Annotated in this window: 18 protein-coding genes and 1 pseudogene; 12 read left to right on the forward strand and 7 right to left on the reverse strand. The window is 54.3% G+C overall.

Annotated features, from left to right (window positions below; translation table 11 throughout):
• Positions 1-133 precede the first annotated feature (133 nt).
• Both CJD38_RS12680 and CJD38_RS12685 read left to right on the forward strand, forming a co-directional pair.
• Entirely contained in the window at positions 134-1,603 is a 1,470-nt protein-coding gene (locus tag CJD38_RS12680; RefSeq protein ID WP_206362985.1) for a phospholipase D-like domain-containing protein, read from the forward strand.
• The gene (locus tag CJD38_RS12685) at positions 1,600-2,412 is read left to right on the forward strand and encodes an endonuclease/exonuclease/phosphatase family protein (protein ID WP_107940720.1); all 813 of its coding nucleotides are present in this window, start codon (positions 1,600-1,602) and stop codon (positions 2,410-2,412) included. The genes CJD38_RS12680 and CJD38_RS12685 overlap by 4 nt, the downstream gene beginning before the upstream one ends.
• A gap of 62 nt (positions 2,413-2,474) precedes the next feature.
• On the opposite strand, the gene CJD38_RS12690 is transcribed toward CJD38_RS12685, so the two are convergent.
• Entirely contained in the window at positions 2,475-2,888 is a 414-nt protein-coding gene (locus CJD38_RS12690) for a hypothetical protein (RefSeq protein WP_107940721.1), read from the reverse strand.
• A 161-nt stretch (positions 2,889-3,049) separates the two neighbouring features.
• Here CJD38_RS12690 and CJD38_RS12695 point away from each other — a divergent pair, with 161 nt between their 5' ends.
• Entirely contained in the window at positions 3,050-3,949 is a 900-nt protein-coding gene (locus CJD38_RS12695; protein WP_107940722.1) for a hypothetical protein, read from the forward strand.
• A gap of 195 nt (positions 3,950-4,144) precedes the next feature.
• A pseudogene (gene mtgA, locus CJD38_RS12700) lies at positions 4,145-4,783 on the forward strand (monofunctional biosynthetic peptidoglycan transglycosylase); the annotation flags it as partial.
• Positions 4,784-5,023: 240 nt separating this feature from the next.
• Here mtgA and CJD38_RS12705 read toward each other — a convergent pair.
• The 4 genes from CJD38_RS12705 to CJD38_RS12720 all read right to left on the reverse strand — a co-directional run bounded on the left by CJD38_RS12705 (position 5,024) and on the right by CJD38_RS12720 (position 8,257).
• Positions 5,024-5,806: an alpha/beta fold hydrolase gene (locus tag CJD38_RS12705; RefSeq protein WP_107940723.1), complete on the reverse strand. Its 783-nt coding sequence runs from the start codon at positions 5,804-5,806 to the stop codon at positions 5,024-5,026.
• 93 nt (positions 5,807-5,899) lie between these two features.
• Complete coding sequence (locus tag CJD38_RS12710; RefSeq protein ID WP_107940724.1) at positions 5,900-6,676, reverse strand: SDR family oxidoreductase; 777 nt, start codon at positions 6,674-6,676, stop codon at positions 5,900-5,902.
• Positions 6,677-6,687: 11 nt separating this feature from the next.
• Positions 6,688-7,386, reverse strand: coding sequence for a histidine phosphatase family protein (locus CJD38_RS12715; protein WP_161554230.1), 699 nt, complete (start codon positions 7,384-7,386; stop codon positions 6,688-6,690).
• 25 nt (positions 7,387-7,411) lie between these two features.
• Complete coding sequence (locus tag CJD38_RS12720) at positions 7,412-8,257, reverse strand: hypothetical protein (protein ID WP_107940726.1); 846 nt, start codon at positions 8,255-8,257, stop codon at positions 7,412-7,414.
• A 295-nt stretch (positions 8,258-8,552) separates the two neighbouring features.
• On the opposite strand from CJD38_RS12720, the gene CJD38_RS12725 reads away from it, so the two are divergent.
• The 7 genes from CJD38_RS12725 (at position 8,553) to CJD38_RS12755 (ending at position 15,715) form a co-directional block, all read left to right on the forward strand.
• The gene (locus CJD38_RS12725) at positions 8,553-9,977 is read left to right on the forward strand and encodes a 3-oxoacyl-ACP reductase (protein WP_107940727.1); all 1,425 of its coding nucleotides are present in this window, start codon (positions 8,553-8,555) and stop codon (positions 9,975-9,977) included.
• Between the two features lie 201 nt (positions 9,978-10,178).
• Positions 10,179-10,766, forward strand: coding sequence for a GTP cyclohydrolase II (ribA, locus tag CJD38_RS12730; protein ID WP_107940728.1), 588 nt, complete (start codon positions 10,179-10,181; stop codon positions 10,764-10,766).
• The gene (locus CJD38_RS12735) at positions 10,767-12,770 is read left to right on the forward strand and encodes an ABC1 kinase family protein (protein WP_107940729.1); all 2,004 of its coding nucleotides are present in this window, start codon (positions 10,767-10,769) and stop codon (positions 12,768-12,770) included.
• Complete coding sequence (locus CJD38_RS12740; protein WP_107940730.1) at positions 12,760-13,767, forward strand: quinone-dependent dihydroorotate dehydrogenase; 1,008 nt, start codon at positions 12,760-12,762, stop codon at positions 13,765-13,767. Before CJD38_RS12735 ends, CJD38_RS12740 begins: the two co-directional genes overlap by 11 nt.
• 100 nt (positions 13,768-13,867) lie before the next feature.
• Positions 13,868-15,001, forward strand: a complete 1,134-nt coding sequence (locus tag CJD38_RS12745) for an OmpA family protein (RefSeq protein WP_107940731.1) — start codon at positions 13,868-13,870, stop codon at positions 14,999-15,001.
• Positions 15,002-15,099: 98 nt separating this feature from the next.
• Positions 15,100-15,300: a DUF1289 domain-containing protein gene (locus CJD38_RS12750; protein WP_240783617.1), complete on the forward strand. Its 201-nt coding sequence runs from the start codon at positions 15,100-15,102 to the stop codon at positions 15,298-15,300.
• Positions 15,278-15,715: an acyl-CoA thioesterase gene (locus CJD38_RS12755; protein ID WP_107940732.1), complete on the forward strand. Its 438-nt coding sequence runs from the start codon at positions 15,278-15,280 to the stop codon at positions 15,713-15,715. Before CJD38_RS12750 ends, CJD38_RS12755 begins: the two co-directional genes overlap by 23 nt.
• On the opposite strand, the gene CJD38_RS12760 is transcribed toward CJD38_RS12755, so the two are convergent.
• The gene (locus CJD38_RS12760) at positions 15,712-16,209 is read right to left on the reverse strand and encodes a DUF7931 domain-containing protein (protein WP_107940733.1); all 498 of its coding nucleotides are present in this window, start codon (positions 16,207-16,209) and stop codon (positions 15,712-15,714) included. The genes CJD38_RS12755 and CJD38_RS12760 overlap by 4 nt on opposite strands.
• Before the next feature lie 11 nt (positions 16,210-16,220).
• A complete protein-coding gene (purB, locus tag CJD38_RS12765; protein WP_107940734.1) occupies positions 16,221-17,588 on the reverse strand; it encodes an adenylosuccinate lyase in 1,368 nt (455 codons plus the stop codon).
• A 156-nt stretch (positions 17,589-17,744) separates the two neighbouring features.
• Here purB and CJD38_RS12770 point away from each other — a divergent pair, with 156 nt between their 5' ends.
• A complete protein-coding gene (locus tag CJD38_RS12770) occupies positions 17,745-19,100 on the forward strand; it encodes a class II fumarate hydratase (protein ID WP_240783623.1) in 1,356 nt (451 codons plus the stop codon).
• The last annotated feature ends 208 nt before the right edge of the window (positions 19,101-19,308 follow it).

A 19,308-nucleotide genomic window follows, 5' to 3' on the forward strand; every position in this document is an offset into this window, starting at 1 on the left:
CGGCTGATTTGTCCCGACTCACAGGACGAATCCTTGTAGATCACCCAATCCCAAAGCGCGACAACGCACCGACGCTCATGCGGCCCATTCCTACTATCATCGTCAATGCCGACACCTACCGCAGGTATGGCCCATGGCGACTAAGATCATTGCTGCGTTTGAGTTCGCTCGGCGTCAGCTGAGTGAGAGTTTCGCTTGGGTAACGGGATGCAAGCTCAGCACGGTTGCGGTGCTTGCGATTATTGCGGCCAATACACAAGGCTGCGCCACTCTGCCGGACGCTAAACACGACATGGCAACGACGCCGACACAAAAGGTTGAGTTCGAAGATACGCGTGGCCCAGTCTCGGCTGCGAAAGGTGAGGCCATCCTCGAACATATCGAAGACAAGCACGGTGACTCCGAGGCGCTGCAAAACCATCTGGCCTACGAGCAGGCGGTAAATGCCAATAGCCCACTGGTTCTGGGCAACAAGCTGAAGCTGCTACAAAACGGACCTGCGACCTACGAGTCGATGATGGCGGCAATCCGTGGTGCCAAAGACAACATCAACCTTGAAACTTTCATCTTTGATGACGACAAGGTTGGTCGGCTGTTCTCTGATCTGTTGTTGAAGAAGCAGGCTGAAGGCGTGCAGGTCAACATCATCTACGACAGCATCGGCGGCCTGTCGACACCGCAAGAGTTTTTTGATCGCTTGCGTGAGGGTGGAATCAATGTGCTGGAGTTCAATCCAGTCAATCCACTGTCGGGTAAGCAGAAGTCATGGCTGATCAACAATCGTGACCATCGCAAGCAGCTGATCGTTGATGGCCGCATTGCTTTTACTGGCGGCATCAACATCAGTGACACTTATTCGAGCGCACCCTCAGGCAAGTTGCGCAGGAAGAAACATAAAGAAAACCAACCGAAAGCCGGCTGGCGCGATACGCATATTCGTATTGAAGGACCGGTGGTCGCCGAGTTTCAGAAAATGTTTCTGGAAACTTGGGCGCGGCAAAATGGTGAGCCGCTGGCGGCCAGACATTATTTGCCCGAGATAAAAGACAAGGGCGACGAGATCGTTCGTGCGATTGGCAGCACGCCAGGCGATTCTCCAAACCTTATTTTCTTAACGCTGATTTCAGCGATCACGCATGCAGAACGCAAAGTACATCTAACCATCGCTTATTTTGCACCTGACCCGCAGTTGCTTAAGGCGCTGACTGATGCAGCGCAGCGTGGCGTTGACGTGAAACTGGTATTGCCGAGTTTTTCCGACTCATGGCCCATCTTTAATTTGGGCCGATCCTATTATTCGAAGCTGTTGCGTGGTGGTGTCAAAATTTACGAGCGCCACGGCTCGGTCATGCATGCCAAGACGGCTTGCATTGATGGCGTCTGGTCCACCATCGGATCAACCAATCTGGACTGGCGCAGCTTTTTGCATAACGACGAAATTAATGCCGTCATTCTCAGTAGCAATTTCGCCAAGCAAATGGACACCATGTTCGCCGAGGACTTGAAAGAGTCCGAGGAAATCGTGCTCAGTAAATGGAAACACCGCTCCTGGTTTTCGCGCTTGAAAGAGCGGACAGCGCGAATCGGTGCGTATTGGCTATGAGTGAGAATTCCGTTGGACGAGAGGGCAGCGCTGACACCGTGCGCCTTTTGTCGCTCAACATCCAAGTTGGTCTTAATTCTTCTCGCTACTGGCATTACCTTACGCATGCTTGGCGGCATGTTCTGCCTACGCGTAGTGCTCAGCTCAATCTGGATCGCATCGCCAAGCTCGTGTCGCGCTATGACATCGTGGCGTTACAAGAAGCAGACGCGGGCAGTTTGCGTACCTCGCAACTGAATCAAGTGGCACATCTTGCAGAACGCGCAGGCTTCCCCTATTGGCATTCCGCGGTGACGCGTGATCTACGTCCATTTGCTCAGCATTGCTTAGGTTGCTTATCGCGCTGGCCTTTGGAGAACGTGAAATATCACGCACTGCCGGGCTGGTTGCCGGGACGTGGTGCACTCGAAGTGGAAGTGCAACCTGAAGGTCGCGAACCACTGCGCCTATTCATTGTTCATCTCGCACTTGGGCGTCGTGTGCGTAAGCAACAACTGCATTTCATCTCGACGTTAATTCATGATCGCATCGACACCATCGTACTCGGCGATCTCAATTGCGATGAAAGCGAACTGACAATTCACGATGGCTTGCGCAACGCTGGCTTACGCGGCGTACACAAAAATCATACGTTCCCAAGCTGGCGACCATCGCGCGCTTTGGATCACATCTTGGTGACCCCGACAGTAGAGGTGCTCACTGCAACAGTTCTTGAAGAGCGACTCTCAGATCATTTGCCAGTGGCCACCGAGATTCGACTGCGTCTAGAAACAGATGATCGCAAAGCCGCACGTAGCAATAATGCATAGCTGCAAATAAACGAATGGCCCCATTGCGGGGCCATTCATCGATACAAATTTACGACTGATTTTTACTGCTTAGGATCTGTTGCGTACTTGGTGATCTTGGCCTGTACCTTGGCCTGTTCAAGTGTCGCATCAGCCTGCTTCTTGCAAAGCGTGCGGGCATCGCCAGCCAGCGCTTCGCAACGTTCAATGGTCACCTTGTGTGCGGCTTCGGCTTCTGCGATCGCGAGATCGAGATTGCCCTTGGCAGCTTCATGGCCATATTCAGCATCAGCTTTGTTTACATCCTTCTGAGCGTCGTTCAGGTTCTCGACCACATTGGCGCGTTCCTTCTCGACATCCTTCGCGCCTTCTACAGCGGCCTTGGTTACGTCTTCTTGGTTTTTAGCTGGGGTATCTGGGCCTCCGCATGCGCTGAGACCGAGACTCAGAACACCAGCTGAAATGATGACAACGATGTGTTTGTTTAATCCGTACATGTTTAATCTCCGTGATATTTCTGGCAACTGAAATATGCGCGATCGAGTGCAAGACTTCGGTGCGCTAACACACCGATGCGATTTTCATTCGTCGCTACCATCATTTCCGTGATCTCTATATCGACACTGCCATTGATTGGCACGCGAGTTCTAAGAGTGAGATGAAAGTGAAATTCAACGTCCTAATGCGAGTGGTCTTGTTGTGTGCGGTTGTCAGCACGCCTCTCGCGCTGGCGCAGGACGCCACTTCGCTAAAAGCGCGTCACGCCGCGTTGCGTGAGCAGCTGACCAATAATCCTTTCAAACGCCCGCTCTATCTTGAGTCGAGTCAAACCTCTGGCGGACTCAAAGGCGAAACTTACGCCGTGATCGAACAACCTTATGCCGTGGTCAGTCCTGCGCTGAAAGACATCAATCATTGGTGTGACATTCTGATCCTGCATCAGAACGTGAAGAGTTGCAGTGCGGGTTCGTCGAAGTCAGCCGACATGCTTCAACTCAGCGTTGGGCGGAAATTTGATCAACCACTCGACGATGCTTTTCCGATTGATTTTCATTACAAGGTTGTGACGAATCAGTCTGACTACCAGCAACTGTTGCTGACAGCTGATGAAGGCCCGATGGGCACCAGCCGTTACCGAATTCAGCTCGAAGTGGTGGCACTGGATGCCCAGCGCAGCTTCCTGCATCTGTCGTATTCGTATCGCTACGGCATGGCGGCGCGCGTAGCAATGCAGGGCTATCTGACAACAACCGGACGCAACAAATTGGGCTTCAGCATTGTTTCGCGCAAAGCCAATGGTGAGCCGGTCTACATGCGCGGCGTACGCGGGGTGGTCGAGCGAAACACGATGCGCTACTTCTTGGCGATTGAGGCGTATCTCGGCGCACTGTCGGCGCCAGCGTCAGAACAGCTTGAGAAGCGTCTCAACGCTTGGTACGCCGGAGTTGAACGTTATCCGCAACAACTACATGAACTCGAGCGCGGCGAGTATCTGGACATGAAGCACAAAGAAATCCAGCGTCAGCAGACCCTGCAGTCGGCCACCAGTGCCAAATAAGCCCCAATTCATCTCGTATGACGGGGCAACAACCCGTCAATCTCTGTAAGCCGTTAATATTCGCGCTACAGAAATTATTAAAAACGACTAGCCCCAGCGATGGATCCTCAAAACCCGCGTATCGAACCCGATCTGACTGCACCTGCAGCAGCGCCGCAATTGACTGCGTCCAAAGCAACACCGCCTTCCGAGAAAATGACTAAAAAACGCACGTCGCTGTTTGGCTTGTTGCTCAAGCTATCGCTGATTCTGATTGCACTGGTTCTGCTGCCGATCGTGTTGTTCAAATGGGTTCCGCTGCCAACGACGGCCTTCATGCTGCAAAGTGAGGTCAAGCCGGTTGAATACACTTGGGTGCCTGCTAAAAACATCGCCAAGTTTGCAGGCCAAGCAGTTATTTCAGCCGAAGATCAAAAGTTTTATACGCACAATGGCTTTGATATCGAAGCCATGGAAAAAGCCTACGCACACAACAAAAAATCCAAGCGTAAACGCGGTGCATCGACGATCAGTCAGCAGACCGCGAAGAATCTATTTTTATGGTCCGGCGGTGGTTACTTCCGCAAAGGCATCGAAGCAGGCGTCACGGTGTTGATCGAAAACATCTGGGGCAAACAGCGCATTCTTGAGGTGTATCTCAACGTCGCAGAATTTGGTCCCGGGCTCTACGGCGTAGAAGCCGCGTCACAAAAATATTTTCATAAATCCGCTGCGCAACTCACGCCTACAGAAGCCGCAAGATTGGCTGCAGTGCTGCCGAATCCCAAACGCTGGAAAGTGAACTCACCCGGCGCGTATGTGCAGAAACGTGTGCGCTGGATTGTGGGGCAGATGGGCTACGGCTCACGTGGCACGCCGAGCGAAGAACCAGAACCGCCGAGCACGGGGCCTGAGAGTGGCGGACAGCTTAATGACATCGATGCGCCCCTCAGCACAGAAGCGCCTATCGTAACGACTGAGCCAGAAGCACCGATTGAAGCAGAACCGAGCGGAGCGCCTATGCCCGTGCCTGTTCCTGTGGCTCCCGAAGCAGGCACTGCACCAGCGCCCGAGGCCGCTACACCTTAGTCGCGATTAAAAGCGCTCGAGGAAAGTTTCAATCAGTGGCGTAACTAACGCAGCATGCGTCAGGTTCGCTGCGTGCCCAGCACCTGGAATCACTTTGAGTGTGCCTTGAGGCAGCAGACGCGCCATCTTTTCGGCATGCGCCAAGGGAATCGCGTTGTCAGTGTCGCCATGAATCACCAGCGCAGGTACTTTGATTTGCGAGAGTGAATCCGTGAGATCGTCTCGCGTCACCAGCGTGTTAAAAATCTGCAGCAGATTGGCAGGCGTTACTTTCTTCCACTTGGCTTTCCATAACGATGCATCGGCGTATCCCGCGCCGAGGATGATGTGCTCCAGCGTCGCCGCGGTTTGATCATCCAAGCCATTCGTAACCCAGTTGTTAATCAGCTGGGTGTAATGGGGAAGGGTGACTGGATTCTCTGGAAGCGCTTGCGTGTCGATCAAAATCAGGCCCGCAACAAACTGCGGATAACGCAGCGCTGCACGCAGCGACAGATAACCACCTTGCGACATCCCTGCAAAAACGGCGCGCGGAATTGAAAGCTGTTGCAACAATCCAACGAGATCAGCCGCTGAGTCGTAATACGAGAACGGAGCAGCCGCGTCGCCCGTATTGCCATGACCGCGTTCATCCCAAGTAATCACGCGATACTTTTTCGACAGCGCAGTCACCTGCGCGTCGAACATCGTGCGATCCATCAGCAAGCCATGCGAAAACACCACAACCTTGCCATTACCGCCAGTGTCTTCGTAATAAAGCGTCTGACCGCCGGTTTGTAGTGTGGGCATTGCGATGCTCCTGCGTTAGAGACTGAGTAGCCCGGGTGAAACCCGGGAAGTCTCATCTAATAAGAAGATCCCGGGTTGCACCCGGGCTACAAATCAAAGACCGCCGCAACCAATCAAACCACCATCCACCGTCAGCGTTGTGCCGGTGACGTAGCTGGCGGCATCAGAAACCAAATACAAAATGGCCGGTGCAATTTCTTCTGGCTGTGCGACGCGTGCGAGTGGAATCTGCTGAAGCGCAACGTTGAGAATTTGTTCGTTCTTGGTCAGTGCCGATGCGAATTTGGTCTCCGTTAAACCCGGCAGCACGGCATTAACGCGAACTTTCCATGGCGCACATTCCTTGGCAAATGCCTGCGTCATGTTGATGACGGCGGCTTTGCTGATGGAGTAGATGCCTTGGAACATGCCAGGCTTCACGCCGTTGATCGATGCAATATTAACGATAGCGCCGCCGCCATTCTTCTTCATCAGCTTGCTGGCCAGCGCTGCAAGTTCAAAGTAACCCTTGATGTTCACCTGTAGGGTTTTTTCGACCATGCTCATATCGGTATCCGAGATGTGGCCGAAGTAAGGATTGGTAGCAGCGTTATTGACCAGAATATCGAGGCGGCCAAGGCCTGCTTCAATTTCGCCAATCAAACGATGCAACGCAGCAGATTCACCTTGGTGCGCCGCAATCGCCGTAGCTTTGCCACCGCTAGCGATAATCTCAGCTGCAACCTTGTCGAGATCCTCTTGCTTACGGCTTGAGATCACGACGTGCGCGCCTTGTTGTGCGAGCAGACGCGCAGTGGCTGCGCCAATACCGCGTGAAGCGCCGGTGATTAATGCAACGCGACCGGTCAGGTCAAAAAGTTGAGTGGACATGAAAAAAACTCCTAACGAAAAGTAATCAGTTCTTTTTGCTCAGTCAGTTCAAGATGAGCAATGTTATTGAAGCTCAGCAGCGAAAGATCAGAGCGACCTTTGTGAAAGCTGTGCACTGAGCCGTTGTAGATGCGCCAGTTCTGGCGAAAGGTGGTGACGTCATCCAACCCTAGCGCTGTGCGTAGCGCAACAGAGATCACGCCACCTGAAGTAAACACCACAACACGCTTATGGCCTTGGGCTGCGATTTGATTCAAACCATTCACGCAGCGATCAAAGAATTCACGCCAAGATTCAAACGGCGAATGCTCGTGCGGCGCATCCTCCAACCATTTGGTAATCGCCAAACCAAAAACTGTCTGGAACAGTTTTGGATTCTTATAGAGATCGCCCATTTGCTGGGCCAACTCCGGTGTTTCTTTTCCTATCTGCGGAAGATAAGCACGCAGAATCGGTTCGAAGGCGTATTCGCTAAAGTACGACAGCGTTTGTATGGGCAGATCGCTGCGCTGCATTGCAGCGAGCGTCGCGCGTGCGGTGTCCTGCTGGCGCGCCATGTCGCCGGCATAAACTGCATCGAATGAGAATTTGAGCTGCGACCAATACTCGCCGAGCACTTGGCCTTGTCGCTGGCCTAAGGCTGAAAGTTGATCGTAGTTTTGATGACCAAAAGAAGCCTGGCCGTGACGGACTAAATAGATCGTCGTCACGGCCAAGTGTGATGCGTTGCGAAGCTTACTTAACCTGAACCGGACCGCCGAGCTTGCTGCCGAACTTGCGGCCCTTGCTGTCGGTCAAGCCTGAAGCAATCGAAACTTTGTAGGTGCCAGCGGCATCAACTGGGAACACCACCATGCGGCGGTTGTTTTCGCCCAATTCCCAATTGCCCGAAATCGCTTTGCCAGCCTTGTTGGTGACTTTGATGTTGGCGTTAACGGTATCGGCCTGGAAGAACGCGCCGTTGAACATCAACACGACGGCTTTTTTGTAAGACGCTGGACCGGCATAGACCAATGAAAGCTTGTCGGCTTTCTCAGCTGGCCACCAGGTTGAAGAACCTGTGCTAGGTGATTTGCTGGCCGACTTCTTCTTAGGCTTTGGAGCCGGGGCAGGAGCAGGTGCTGGCTCTGGAGCCGGTGCAGCTTCTGCGACAGGTTCAGAGTAAGTCTCTGCAACTGGCTGTTCAGCTGACGCGGTATCAACTGGAGCAGATTGATCAGCTGCGGCTGGAGCGGCAGCAACAGCGCCTGCTGGAACCAATGGAGCAACGCTACCATCGCCAGATGCAGTTGCCGCAGCAGTGGCATCTACGCTGCCAGCAGGCTGCACGGCGGTATCAACCGGCTGTACTGCAGCAACATCGGCGGCACCTTCTGCAGCTGGGGCTGGGGCGGCAGCGGCTTCGCCTTCCGCATGCGCTTCGGGATTGTCGACAGAGGCGCCAAACACCTGATCAGGCGAGGTGACATCAGCCACCTTTGGCGTTTCGTGCTTATAAGGCTTGACCACGTTCAGAACGACATAAGTACCGACGCTCAATACTGTTGCCAAGCCTGCAAGTGCAAGAAACCGTTTGTTCATGTGTGCTCCCGATCTACGCCTAAGTGTTTAGTTATAAAAATTTAAGTGATGCTGCCACCCGCCGCTCTCCTCTGAAGAGCGCCGAAATTTAAACCGGCATATTGATGCCTAGCGGGTGGATTCGGGGACTATCCGACACCCCGGTCACGCAGTCAATACACGTGCCGGGTAGTCATGGAGTTGACTGTAACGACAGCCCGCAACGCATTTGCAGCCTAGAGAGTGCTGTAAGGGCCTGCGATAATGTGTGCAATCACTTTTCCTTTCTTTTTTGTTTATTTTTTGGAGCGGGCACATGTCGGATCGTTATCTGGAACTGTCTCACACCCCATTTGGTAAGGCCTTGGCCAGCTTGCTCGGCCTGCCTCAGCCACCGCGTCTGAAGCGCGCATCCGGCCCTTGGGCGCAGCAGCCTTTGATTGGCGTTCCTGCATTGGTTGGTGCAACGACCAATGCTCAGTTTGTAGCGCCATTGCTGAAGGCACTGACAGAAGCGGGCGCCACGCTGCGTATTCAGCCAGAACATGTTGGCCTGCCACTGATCAAAGCAGCTGCTCAGAAACTCGGCGTGACGCTGGCGGGCAATCCGGCCAAGGGTTCGGGCGATGCTCCAAGCGCACTTTATGTCGTCGACGCTTCTGGTCTGGCCAATCCGGCTCAGATCCGCGAGCTGTATGACTTCTTGCAGCCTGTCACTGGCGGAATTCCAGCCAATGGCCGTGTGCTGATTCTGTCACGCGCACCTTCCGAAGCTGGCGATGCTGCACACGTTGCCAGCGCCACCGCGCTGCGTGGTTTCATCCGCGCGCTCGGCAAAGAAGTCGGCAAGAAAGGCATCACCGCCAACTTGCTGGAAGTTCAGACCGGCGCTGAAGACTGGCTGGCTGGTCCGCTGCGTTTCTTCCTGAGCGAACACTCAGCATTTATCAGCGGTCAGGTTCTGCCGGTAGGCGCTGGCCCACGCGAAGAACCGATTGCATTGTCTGGCTCGCTGCAAGGCAAAGTGGCTTTGGTCACCGGTGCTGCACGCGGCATCGGCGCTTCGATTGCCGAAACACTGGCACGCGAAGGCGCAACGATTATCGGCATGGATCATCCTTCTGCTGAAGGTGGTCTGGCTGAAACGATGGCTCGCATCGGCGGCGTAGGTTTGGCTCTTGACGTTACCGCCAAAGACGCGGCTCAGCGCATCGCTGAAGAAGCCAACAAGAAATTTGGTGGCCTTGATATCGTTGTTCACAACGCGGGCGTGACACGCGACAAGATGCTTCGCAATATGGCGCCGCACCTGTGGGATATGGTGCTGGACATCAACTTCGGCGCGATCCTGCGCATCAACGAAGGCCTGCTCAAAGACGGCCTCAAAGATGGCGCACGCATGGTCTGCATCTCGTCCATCGGCGGCATCAGCGGCAACGCGGGTCAAACCAACTACGCTGCGACCAAGGCCGGCATCATTGGCTACGCCTCATCAATGGCATCAACCATGGCTCGCCATGGTGGCGCGATCAACGCTGTGGCTCCAGGCTTCATCGAAACCGCAATGACGGCGCAGATGCCGGTTGGTCCACGTGAAGTCGGCCGTCGTCTCAGCTCGCTGGGTCAGGGCGGCATGCCGATCGACATCGCCGAAGCAGTGACTTTCTTTGCTTCACACGCTGCGGGCGGCATCAACGGCCAGACTTTGCGTGTTTGCGGCCAGAATTTCATGGGCGCTTAAGCCCACAATCTGTCATCCTGTGCGTCGCGCAACGGTACTTGTTCCGGCGCACAGGACGATAGGGCCTCACGGACGACTTTGAGGCCACCCGCAATACCCAGATTCATTGATTTGAATGTGAAGAAATAGATTTAATTATTATATGATTCAATTAAATATCACATTCTTGGCAGCGATTTCAGTTTCACAGGGAGCAATCTAATGGCTCTCGAACACATCGCTGAATCCGTTTTACCTACCCAATTCGGCGAATTCCGCATCAGCGTCTATAACGCCGCGGATGGCAAAGAGCATGTCGTGCTCTCCATGGGCGACCTGAAAGGCGAACCACCCCTGATCCGCATTCACTCCGAATGCCTCACCGGTGACGCACTGTTCTCGCTGCGCTGCGACTGCGGCGCACAGCTTGAAGCGGCATTAGAAAAAATTTCGGACGAAGGTCGAGGCGCTGTGCTGTATCTGCGTCAGGAAGGACGCGGCATTGGTCTTGGCAACAAGATTCGAGCCTATGCCTTGCAGGATCGCGGCGCTGATACCGTCGAAGCGAATCATCAGCTCGGCTTTCCAGCCGATGCGCGTGAATACAGCTTGGCTATTGAACTGCTCAAGTGTCTGGATTTGTGCCACATCAAATTGATGACCAACAATCCACGCAAGTTTGATGCGCTTAAAGCGGCGGGCATTGAAGTGGTTGAGCGCGTTGCATTGGAATCGGGCCGTAATCCGCACAACGCAAAATACCTCGACGCCAAACGCGCCAAATTAGGCCACTGGTTAACGCTTCCGTAAATGAGTGACACGGTGAACACCACGCCGCCGCAACCTCAGCGTGGGATTCTGCGCGAGATGGGTTCGCTTACCGTTTCCACTTATAAAGTCTCACGCAGCTTCGTGCCGCTTCTGCGCACGCTCGCGCATGAAAATGATGTGACCCGCGAAGAGTTATCAGCGGCCATCGATGAAACGTACAACACGCTCTACAAGCATCCTTTGATGCATCAGACCGGGCGTGTCACCAGTTATCTGCGCAAGCGTCGCCTGATTCCGAACGAGCAATCGACCGAAGAACTGATTCGCTTCGTCGTTGAGCAAGTGGTTGCGCGCTCACCGATGCCAGTGCCTGATGCACTCGTTCAAGAGTTTTGGCAGTTCTTTAACGAGTTGTTCTCTTCACCCGAACTGAAAGGTCTTGGCGAGTTGACGCTCGACATGTCACGCCTCGTACTTAAAACCTACGAGCCGCAGCTGGTTGAGATCATCAACATTCTCAAAGCGGGTCGTCGCTTCAATCAATGGCAACTGAATGAGCTGCTGCGTCGCGCTGCGACGGTGCGTCACGATGCTGTGATTGTGCAGCGTCAGATCAAAGCGCTGCGCTACATCAAGCCATTCTTTCAAACCGACGCAAAAGATTTCAAAGGGCAGGCACAGATCGTTGCGCAGATGGTGCGTGAGTTCGGTCCGTTCTTTATCAAGATGGCGCAGGTTGCGGCTGCCAATGCTGATTTCCTGCCTGAAGAAATCGCACGTGAATTAGCGGTATTTCACGAAGACGTGCCGCCGATGACTGAAGAAGAAGTCAACGCGGCGTTCATCGAGTGCTACGGTAAGTTGCCGCATAAGTTGTATCTGGATTTTGATGCAGCACGACCAGTGAAGTCTGGTTCGATTGGCTCGGTTTACTTCGCTAAAAAACCTTTTATCGAAGACGGCAAAGAAGTGCTGCGTCCCGTCGTGATCAAGGTCGGTCGCCAGAACATTGATCGTGAATTCGCGATTGGGAAACTCGTACTCGGCCTTGCGATTATGTCTTCGCAATACTGGGCTCCTCACTCCAAGCTCGCGCCGTTCTTGCGTGCAATGCAGGAGCAGGTTGATGAGTTTGTTGCGGGCTTTATGGAAGAGCTCGACTTTGAGCAAGAAGCCAAAAACCATTTGCGCTTCTATCAACGCAGCCTCAGCAGCAAGGCTTATCGCGTGCCGGTTCTGCATGCCAGCTCACGTCGCATTCTTGAAATGGAATATCTCAGCGATGCTGACAGTCTGACTCGCGCTCTGCGCAAAATGCCACGCAGTCAGCGTCGCCAATTCCAATTCCAGATTGCGGATCGTTTGCTCTACACCGTTCTGCATCACGTCTTGGTGCATCGCGAAATGCATGGCGATTTGCATCCCGGCAACATCATGGTCGGTTCAGACGGCGCATTGCATCTGATCGATTGGGGCAATGTCGTTTCACTTGATGGCAAGTGGAGCGCCGTTTGGGATTACCTCGCAGGCGCCATTCTCGCCGACACCGAACTCCTCGCCGATGCGCTAATCCGCGTCAGTACGCAGCCAGAAGCCAACAGCGCGCGCCGTGCAGAAATCAAAGCTGCGCTGGATGAAACGCTGGCCAAGAAAGATGTGCGTCCGCTGACACGCCGTAATTTCATTGGCGAACTACGTCGCGGTGGTACCGCGGGATTACATCAGCGCGGACAGAGCGTTTTGCATTTGATGTCCAACACGCAGCAGGTCGGTCTGGTTTTACGTCGTGACTATTTGCATCTGTCGCGTGCGCTATTCGCAGCGGCCGGCAGCTTTGGTTCGCTCTACGAAGAAACCCCGAAAAAATATCTGGCACGCGACATCGCTTTAAGCCTTGTCCGCATGCCTGTCACGGCGACACAAAATCGCCTGCATCATGAAGTCGGCAACCTGCGCTCACGTATCGCGCGCTACTTGCCATTGCCGCGCTCAGTTCGCGAGCGCCTCGCCATCCAGCATCAACCAGCCGCTAATGCTCTATAACCTCGCTCGCAGTGCGCTATTCCGTTTAGACGCCGAACACGCGCATGAGCTCACGCTCGCAACCTTCAAGAATTTCCCGCGACTGGCGACAGCGCCATTTGCCTGCCAAACCTCGGCAAAGCCCGTCGAATTGATGGGACTCAAGTTCCCCAATCGCGTGGGACTCGCAGCGGGTCTCGACAAGAACGGTGAGTGCATTGAAGCTTGGGCACGACTCGGCTTTGGCTTTATCGAGGTCGGCACGGTGACGCCACGTGCACAGCCGGGCAATCCAAAGCCCCGCATGTTCCGCCTGCCGCAGCATCAGGCGATCATCAATCGCCTTGGCTTCAACAATAAAGGCGTCGACTATCTGTTGGCGCAGATTGAACGCACCGACTACAAAGGCATTCTCGGCATCAACATCGGTAAGAATTTTGATACGCCGATTGAAAATGCCGCTGACGACTATTTGATCTGTCTGCGTAAGGCTCACGCCGCCGCCAGCTACATCACCGTCAACATTTCTTCGCCGAACACCAAGAACCTGCGTGATCTACAGGACGAAGAGCGCCTCAATGATCTGCTGCGTCAAATACGCGATGAGCGCGTGAAGCTCGCGCAAGAGCAGGGCGTTCGCAAACCCTTGCTGGTGAAGATCGCGCCGGACATTTCCGGCACTCAAATTGAACATATCGCCCAAGCCGCTAAACAGTTCGATATCGATGGCCTGATCGCCACCAATACCACCGTCACACGGCCGCAACTTGGCGACGAGATACTTGCTAAAGAGCAGGGTGGATTGTCTGGGGCGCCGTTACGCGAGCTAGCCAATGAAACCCTGCGCAAATTGCGCACAGCAGTGGGTCCAGACTTCACGCTGGTGGGCGTAGGCGGCATTGTGAGCGGGGACGACGCACTGGCTAAAAGACAGGCTGGAGCCGATCTGGTGCAGGTTTACACAGGGTTTATCTACCAAGGCCCGTCCCTGATCGGGGACTGTGCGAAAAAAGTATAAGTTAAGCTAAATTTCTAACTTGGCACTAGTGTGTAAATCCAGTAGATTCCGCTTGCACTTAAAACAAAAATCTTCATACATCAATATCAGGGATATAAAAATGTACAAGAAACTATGGGGCATAGCGGTACTCGGCGCTGCGTTTAGCGCACCGGCATTCGCAGTGACCACGGATGGCTACGAAATCCCGTACGTCGCTGCTCAATACGCACGTGAATTTGGTGATAGCGCTCGCGATTCCGAAGACGGCAACGGCTACCAGCTGACTTTCGGTTGGCCTCTTGCAGATTCCAGCCTCGCCATTGAAGGTTTCTTCTATGACGTTGGCCGCAATCGCAACATCGACGGCAACAAAGACTACCAAACGATCGTTGGCGCTGACCTCGTAAAAGATCTTGGCCTGTTTACCTGGAACGGTAACTACACCAAGTATCTGCCTAGCTTTAAGCCTTTCGGCTTGGTTGGCCTTGAAGCCGCTTATGAAGACGTTCGTGGCCAGCAGGACTGGCACCCGGCTGCCAACATCGGCGCTGGCTTGCTCTTCCCACTGCCTTGGTACGGCGCTGCAATCCGTACGGAAGGTCGCGCTCAGGTTCAGGTTAACGACAAGTCGGTAGCAAACGAAGATGTTCTGATCGACTACCGTTTCACCATCGGTATCCAGATCCCGCTCACCCCGTTCTTCAAAGATCGCGTTACGCCAGCTGCTTCGGCCTGCGGCGTACAAGTGGTTGACCTCAACGGCGCAGCTCGCACCGATTGCGGCACCGCTGACTCCGACAAAGACGGCGTTCTGGACGCAGCTGACAAGTGCCCAGGCACGGCTCAGGGCTTGCCAGTTGGCCCAGATGGTTGCCCAGCAGCTATCGGCCAGGCTGTACCGGCTCCGGCTAACCCGCTCAACCTCAAGGGCGTGAACTTTGAAAATGACTCAGCCACACTGACCTCAGCATCGCATGCGATTCTGGACGGTGCTGCTGCAACGCTGAACGCTCAGCCAAACGACAATGCTGAAATCGCCGGTTACACCGACGCTAACGGCCAGCCAGAGTACAACCTGACCCTGTCGAAGCAGCGCGCTGAATCGGTACGTCAGTACCTGATCAGCAAAGGCGTTGATGCAGCTCGCTTGACCGCTAACGGTTACGGCGAAGCCAACCCAGTTGCTGGCAACGACACCGACGCAGGCCGCGAAGCCAACCGTCGCGTTGAGCTGAAGCTGCAAGTTAAGTAATAAGTAGTCAGTACAAAAAAGCCCGTGTCGAGATAACTCGACATGGGCTTTTCTATGCGCGTTAGAAACGCGGCGATCCGGTTTACAATTGCATCATCGTGAACACTTCTGAAATCGCCTCTCCCTGCATCAATATCTGCGAGCTAGACACAGCGAACATTTGCGTTGGCTGCGGTCGTTCGCTTAATGAAATTGGCGAGTGGTCAGTTGTCGATGGCTCTCGCAAACAAGCTATCTGTGACGCTGCTGCTCAGCGTCTCAAAATGATGGAAGCCCATGGAAAACATTCAGCTCAGTGACTTTGGCCATGTTGTACGGATTCCGACGCGTTGGTCGGATCTCGATGCGCTTGGCCATGTGAATAACACCAAGTTCTTCACCTTCGATGAAGACGTGCGCTTGTCTTACTTCAAAGAGCAAATGGACAAGCCAAGCTTCTGGAAAGAGCAGGGCATCATCCTTGCCAATATCAGTGCCGACTTCATTTCACAGCTACATCACCCGGCTGATTTGCAGGCAGGTTTCCGCGTGATTTCGATTGGTCGCTCAAGCCTCAAAACACTGGCGGGCATTTTTAATGGCGACAAGCTGGTTGCCGTGACACGCGGCACGATTGTGTGGTTTGACTACGTTAATCAGAAATCGATGGCGGTGCCGGAAGATGTACGTCAGTGGATCCGTGCGCGCGAAAAGATTGCGCCGGCGGAAGGCTAGAGTTTCAAATCTCTGAATTCAGCAGCCGGTGGCGACTCTTGCCACCAAGTATCAAATTCACGTTTCTGATCTCGCGCCAGCAAAGGCGCGTGCGCGTAGTAACGCGCTTCTAATTGGTCCGGCGAATCACGCAGTAACAACGCGGATTCATCGATGATCAAAAACTCTTTCCGGAGCAGTTGTCGCTCAGACAACAATTCTCGAAATTCGATGCGGCTGGATAAACGTCTACCCAATTCAATCAATCGATGCCCCGTACGCATTGCTGCTGACGGCGTATGCACGAGCACACGCAGTCTTGCGCGTTGATGACTGAGGAGAAAGGTTTGCAGCGGCGAAATAAAATCTTCGCTGCTATACGTGCGTCGATCGAGGCCCTGACTAAACAGGGTGATGTCCATTTTTGCAGACGCAACTAAAGCTGACGCTCGAAGCAGAAACTCGGCTTGGCCGCTGACGACCTCTATCTCGGGTTTCTGCGGTTCGAGCGCCATTTAGATCACCGTTAAACAGCCTTGGCTTGTTGCGTCGCGTTGCCGGTGTAGCTGGCAGGCGTCATCTGCATCAGACGTTCTTTTTCAGCGGCTGGCAGATCAAGCGTCTGCACAAACTCACGAATTTCTTCGCGACCAATTTTCTTGCCGCGCGTGAGGCGCTTGAGTTGTTCGTACGGCTCAGGCAAGCCGTAACGACGCATCACGGTTTGAATCGCTTCACCGAGAACTTCCCAGTTGCCGTCGAGATCCTGGCTCATGCGCCATGCATCGCCTTCGAGTTTACCGATGCCTTTCTGCAGTGCCTGATATGAAATCAAGCTGTGCGCTGCGCCAACGCCGAGGTTACGTAGAACGGTGGAGTCGGTGAGGTCGCGCTGCCAGCGTGAGATTGGCAGCTTCTCAGCGAGATGCTGAAGGATCGCGTTCGCAATGCCGAGGTTGCCTTCGGCATTTTCAAAATCAATTGGATTCACTTTGTGCGGCATCGTTGAACTTCCGACTTCGCCAGCAACCGTGCGCTGCTTGAAGTAGCCAACCGAGATGTAGCTCCAGATATCACGTGAGAAGCCAATCAGAATCGTGTTGATGCGAGCCAGCGCATTGAAGTATTCAGCGATGTAGTCGTGTGGCTCGATCTGCGTTGTTGCCGGGCTGCGTTCAACGCCGAGGCTATGAATGAACTGACCGGCGAAGCCAACCCAATCCACATCCGGATAAGCCGCCATGTGAGCGTTGTAGTTGCCAACAGCGCCGTTGATCTTGCCGAGCAAAGGCACGGCAGCGAGCTGATCACGCTGACGACGCAGACGCTGCACGAATACGGCCATTTCCTTGCCCATGGTCGTTGGCGTTGCTGGTTGGCCGTGCGTACGCGCCAGCATCGGCTGTTCGGCATATGCGCGCGACAGACCCGTGATGGCGAGAATCAGTTTGTCGATCACCGGCAGCAGCACCTTCTCGCGTGCATCTTTGAGCATCAATGCGTGCGAGAGGTTGTTGATGTCTTCGGAGGTGCAGGCGAAGTGGAGGAACTCTTTGATTGCCGAGAGTTCAGCGTTGTTGCTGAACTTTTCTTTGAGGTAGTACTCAACTGCTTTTACGTCGTGATTGGTGGTGTCTTCAATCGCTTTGACGCGTTGGGCTTCGGTGATGTCGAAACCGTCGGCGAGTTTGTTCAGTTTTTCGATGGAAGCGGCCGAGAGTGGCTTCACTTCAGGAATGCCCTCATGAGCGGCCAGTGCGGCGATCCAGCGAATTTCGACCAGCACGCGATAGCGCATCAAGCCGTACTCGCTGAAGATTTCGCGCAGAGCGACAGTCTTTTCGGCGTAGCGGCCGTCAATAGGGGAAATGGCGGAAAGCGAGGTCAGGTTCATTAGAAGGTACGAAAGAATGAAAGGGCGCCATCTGCGGCGTTTTGACAAGGCGCGTATTCTAAACGAAACACCGTACTGAACGGCTTTTAAGAGCCGCTTCACCCTGAGCTGGAGTGCATCTTGGCCAAGAAAACCTTCCGCGTAGAGTCTGATTCCATGGGCAATCTACAAGTGCCTGCCGATGCGCTGTGGGGCGCACAGACTCAAAGAGCGGTGGAAAACTTCCCGATCTCGGGCCTGCGCATGCCACGCGGCTTCATCCGCGCACTGGGCTTGATCAAGGCCACTGCGGCTGAGGTTAATGCGGGATTGGGCGAGTTGCCAAAATCAGTGGCCGCGGCCATTGCCGAGGCTTCATCTGAAGTGGAGCAGGGCAAGCACGACACTCAGTTTCCGATTGATGTGTTCCAGACCGGCTCTGGCACCTCTAGCAATATGAACGCCAACGAGGTGATTGCGCATCTGGCATCTAAGCGTCTCGGCAAGCCGGTACATCCCAACGATCACGTCAATTGCGGACAGTCGTCGAACGACACCATTCCCACCGCCATTCACGTTTCTGCCGCGCTCGCACTTCACGAACAATTGCTGCCTGCACTGACACATCTGGCCAAGATCACTGAGAAGAAAGCCAAGTCCTTAAGCAAAATCACTAAGACCGGCCGTACGCATTTAATGGATGCGATGCCGCTGCGCTTTGATCAAGAATTGGGAGGCTGGGCCGCGCAGATTCGTAATGGCATTGATCGCATCAATGCAACGCTGCCACGCGTGCAAGCGTTGGCACAAGGCGGAACAGCTGTGGGCACAGGCATCAATGCGCATCCACAGTTCGGTAAAAAATTTGCAGCGGCGCTGAGCAAACACACCAGCATCAAATTCAAAGCTGCGCCAGATTATTTTGAAGCGCTGTCTTCGCAAGATGCTGCGGTAGAACTATCAGGACAACTGAAGACAGTTGCGGTGTCGCTAACCAAAATCGCCAACGATCTGCGTTGGATGAATAGCGGTCCGCTCGCAGGCCTTGGCGAGATTGAACTCAAAGCGCTTCAGCCCGGCTCATCCATCATGCCGGGCAAAGTGAATCCGGTGATTCCGGAAGCCACCGCGATGGTCGCCGCACAGGTGATTGGCAACGATGCCACCATCACCATCGCCGGACAGAGCGGCAATTTTCAGCTCAATGTGATGCTGCCGGTCGTGGCCTATAACCTGCTGCAGAGCATCGAACTGCTCGCCAATGTTTCACGCTTGTTGGCTGACGAAGCTATTGCCAGCTTCACTGTGCAACAAGCTCACATCGACGCCACGATCGCGAAGAATCCCATCCTCATCACCGCACTCAACGCCGTCATTGGTTATGAGAAAGGCGCGGCGATTGCCAAGAAGGCCTATAACGAACGGCGCCCGGTGCTGGATGTTGCGCGTGAAGAGACCGGCATGAGCGAAGCCGAACTGCGCAAACTGCTGGATCCTGCACGCTTGACTCGTGGGGGAATTCAGGGTGGGTGAGCGGGCTCGCTTCGCGAGCATTGCTCGCGGAGCCCGCGAACGCCCGGCCAAGGATGGCCGGGCCGGGCTCTCAAGTGGAGATGCTGCTGCGCCATGGACGGCAGAGTTAGCCCACTAAGTGGCGAGCCCCTGAAATTCGGTCGGAATCGGTGCGCACGGCGCACCCTACGTTAGAATACGCACCCTCAAATCCCGCCAGCCACCGCAA

It is taken from the genome of Stenotrophobium rhamnosiphilum (assembly GCF_003052265.1).
Lineage (GTDB): Bacteria > Pseudomonadota > Gammaproteobacteria > Nevskiales > Nevskiaceae > Stenotrophobium > Stenotrophobium rhamnosiphilum.

Excerpts from the sequence above, each read along its gene's own strand:
- CJD38_RS12680 (WP_206362985.1), top strand. The coding sequence starts at position 134 with ATGGCGACTAAGATCATTGCTGCGTTTGAGTTCGCTCGGCGTCAGCTG.
- CJD38_RS12685 (WP_107940720.1), top strand. The coding sequence starts at position 1,600 with ATGAGTGAGAATTCCGTTGGACGAGAGGGCAGCGCTGACACCGTGCGC.
- CJD38_RS12690 (WP_107940721.1), bottom strand. The coding sequence starts at position 2,888 with ATGTACGGATTAAACAAACACATCGTTGTCATCATTTCAGCTGGTGTT.
- CJD38_RS12695 (WP_107940722.1), top strand. The coding sequence starts at position 3,050 with ATGAAAGTGAAATTCAACGTCCTAATGCGAGTGGTCTTGTTGTGTGCG.
- CJD38_RS12705 (WP_107940723.1), bottom strand. The coding sequence starts at position 5,806 with ATGCCCACACTACAAACCGGCGGTCAGACGCTTTATTACGAAGACACT.
- CJD38_RS12710 (WP_107940724.1), bottom strand. The coding sequence starts at position 6,676 with ATGTCCACTCAACTTTTTGACCTGACCGGTCGCGTTGCATTAATCACC.
- CJD38_RS12720 (WP_107940726.1), bottom strand. The coding sequence starts at position 8,257 with ATGAACAAACGGTTTCTTGCACTTGCAGGCTTGGCAACAGTATTGAGC.
- CJD38_RS12725 (WP_107940727.1), top strand. The coding sequence starts at position 8,553 with ATGTCGGATCGTTATCTGGAACTGTCTCACACCCCATTTGGTAAGGCC.
- ribA (WP_107940728.1), top strand. The coding sequence starts at position 10,179 with ATGGCTCTCGAACACATCGCTGAATCCGTTTTACCTACCCAATTCGGC.
- CJD38_RS12735 (WP_107940729.1), top strand. The coding sequence starts at position 10,767 with ATGAGTGACACGGTGAACACCACGCCGCCGCAACCTCAGCGTGGGATT.
- CJD38_RS12740 (WP_107940730.1), top strand. The coding sequence starts at position 12,760 with ATGCTCTATAACCTCGCTCGCAGTGCGCTATTCCGTTTAGACGCCGAA.
- CJD38_RS12745 (WP_107940731.1), top strand. The coding sequence starts at position 13,868 with ATGTACAAGAAACTATGGGGCATAGCGGTACTCGGCGCTGCGTTTAGC.
- CJD38_RS12755 (WP_107940732.1), top strand. The coding sequence starts at position 15,278 with ATGGAAAACATTCAGCTCAGTGACTTTGGCCATGTTGTACGGATTCCG.
- CJD38_RS12760 (WP_107940733.1), bottom strand. The coding sequence starts at position 16,209 with ATGGCGCTCGAACCGCAGAAACCCGAGATAGAGGTCGTCAGCGGCCAA.
- purB (WP_107940734.1), bottom strand. The coding sequence starts at position 17,588 with ATGAACCTGACCTCGCTTTCCGCCATTTCCCCTATTGACGGCCGCTAC.
- CJD38_RS12770 (WP_240783623.1), top strand. The coding sequence starts at position 17,745 with ATGGGCAATCTACAAGTGCCTGCCGATGCGCTGTGGGGCGCACAGACT.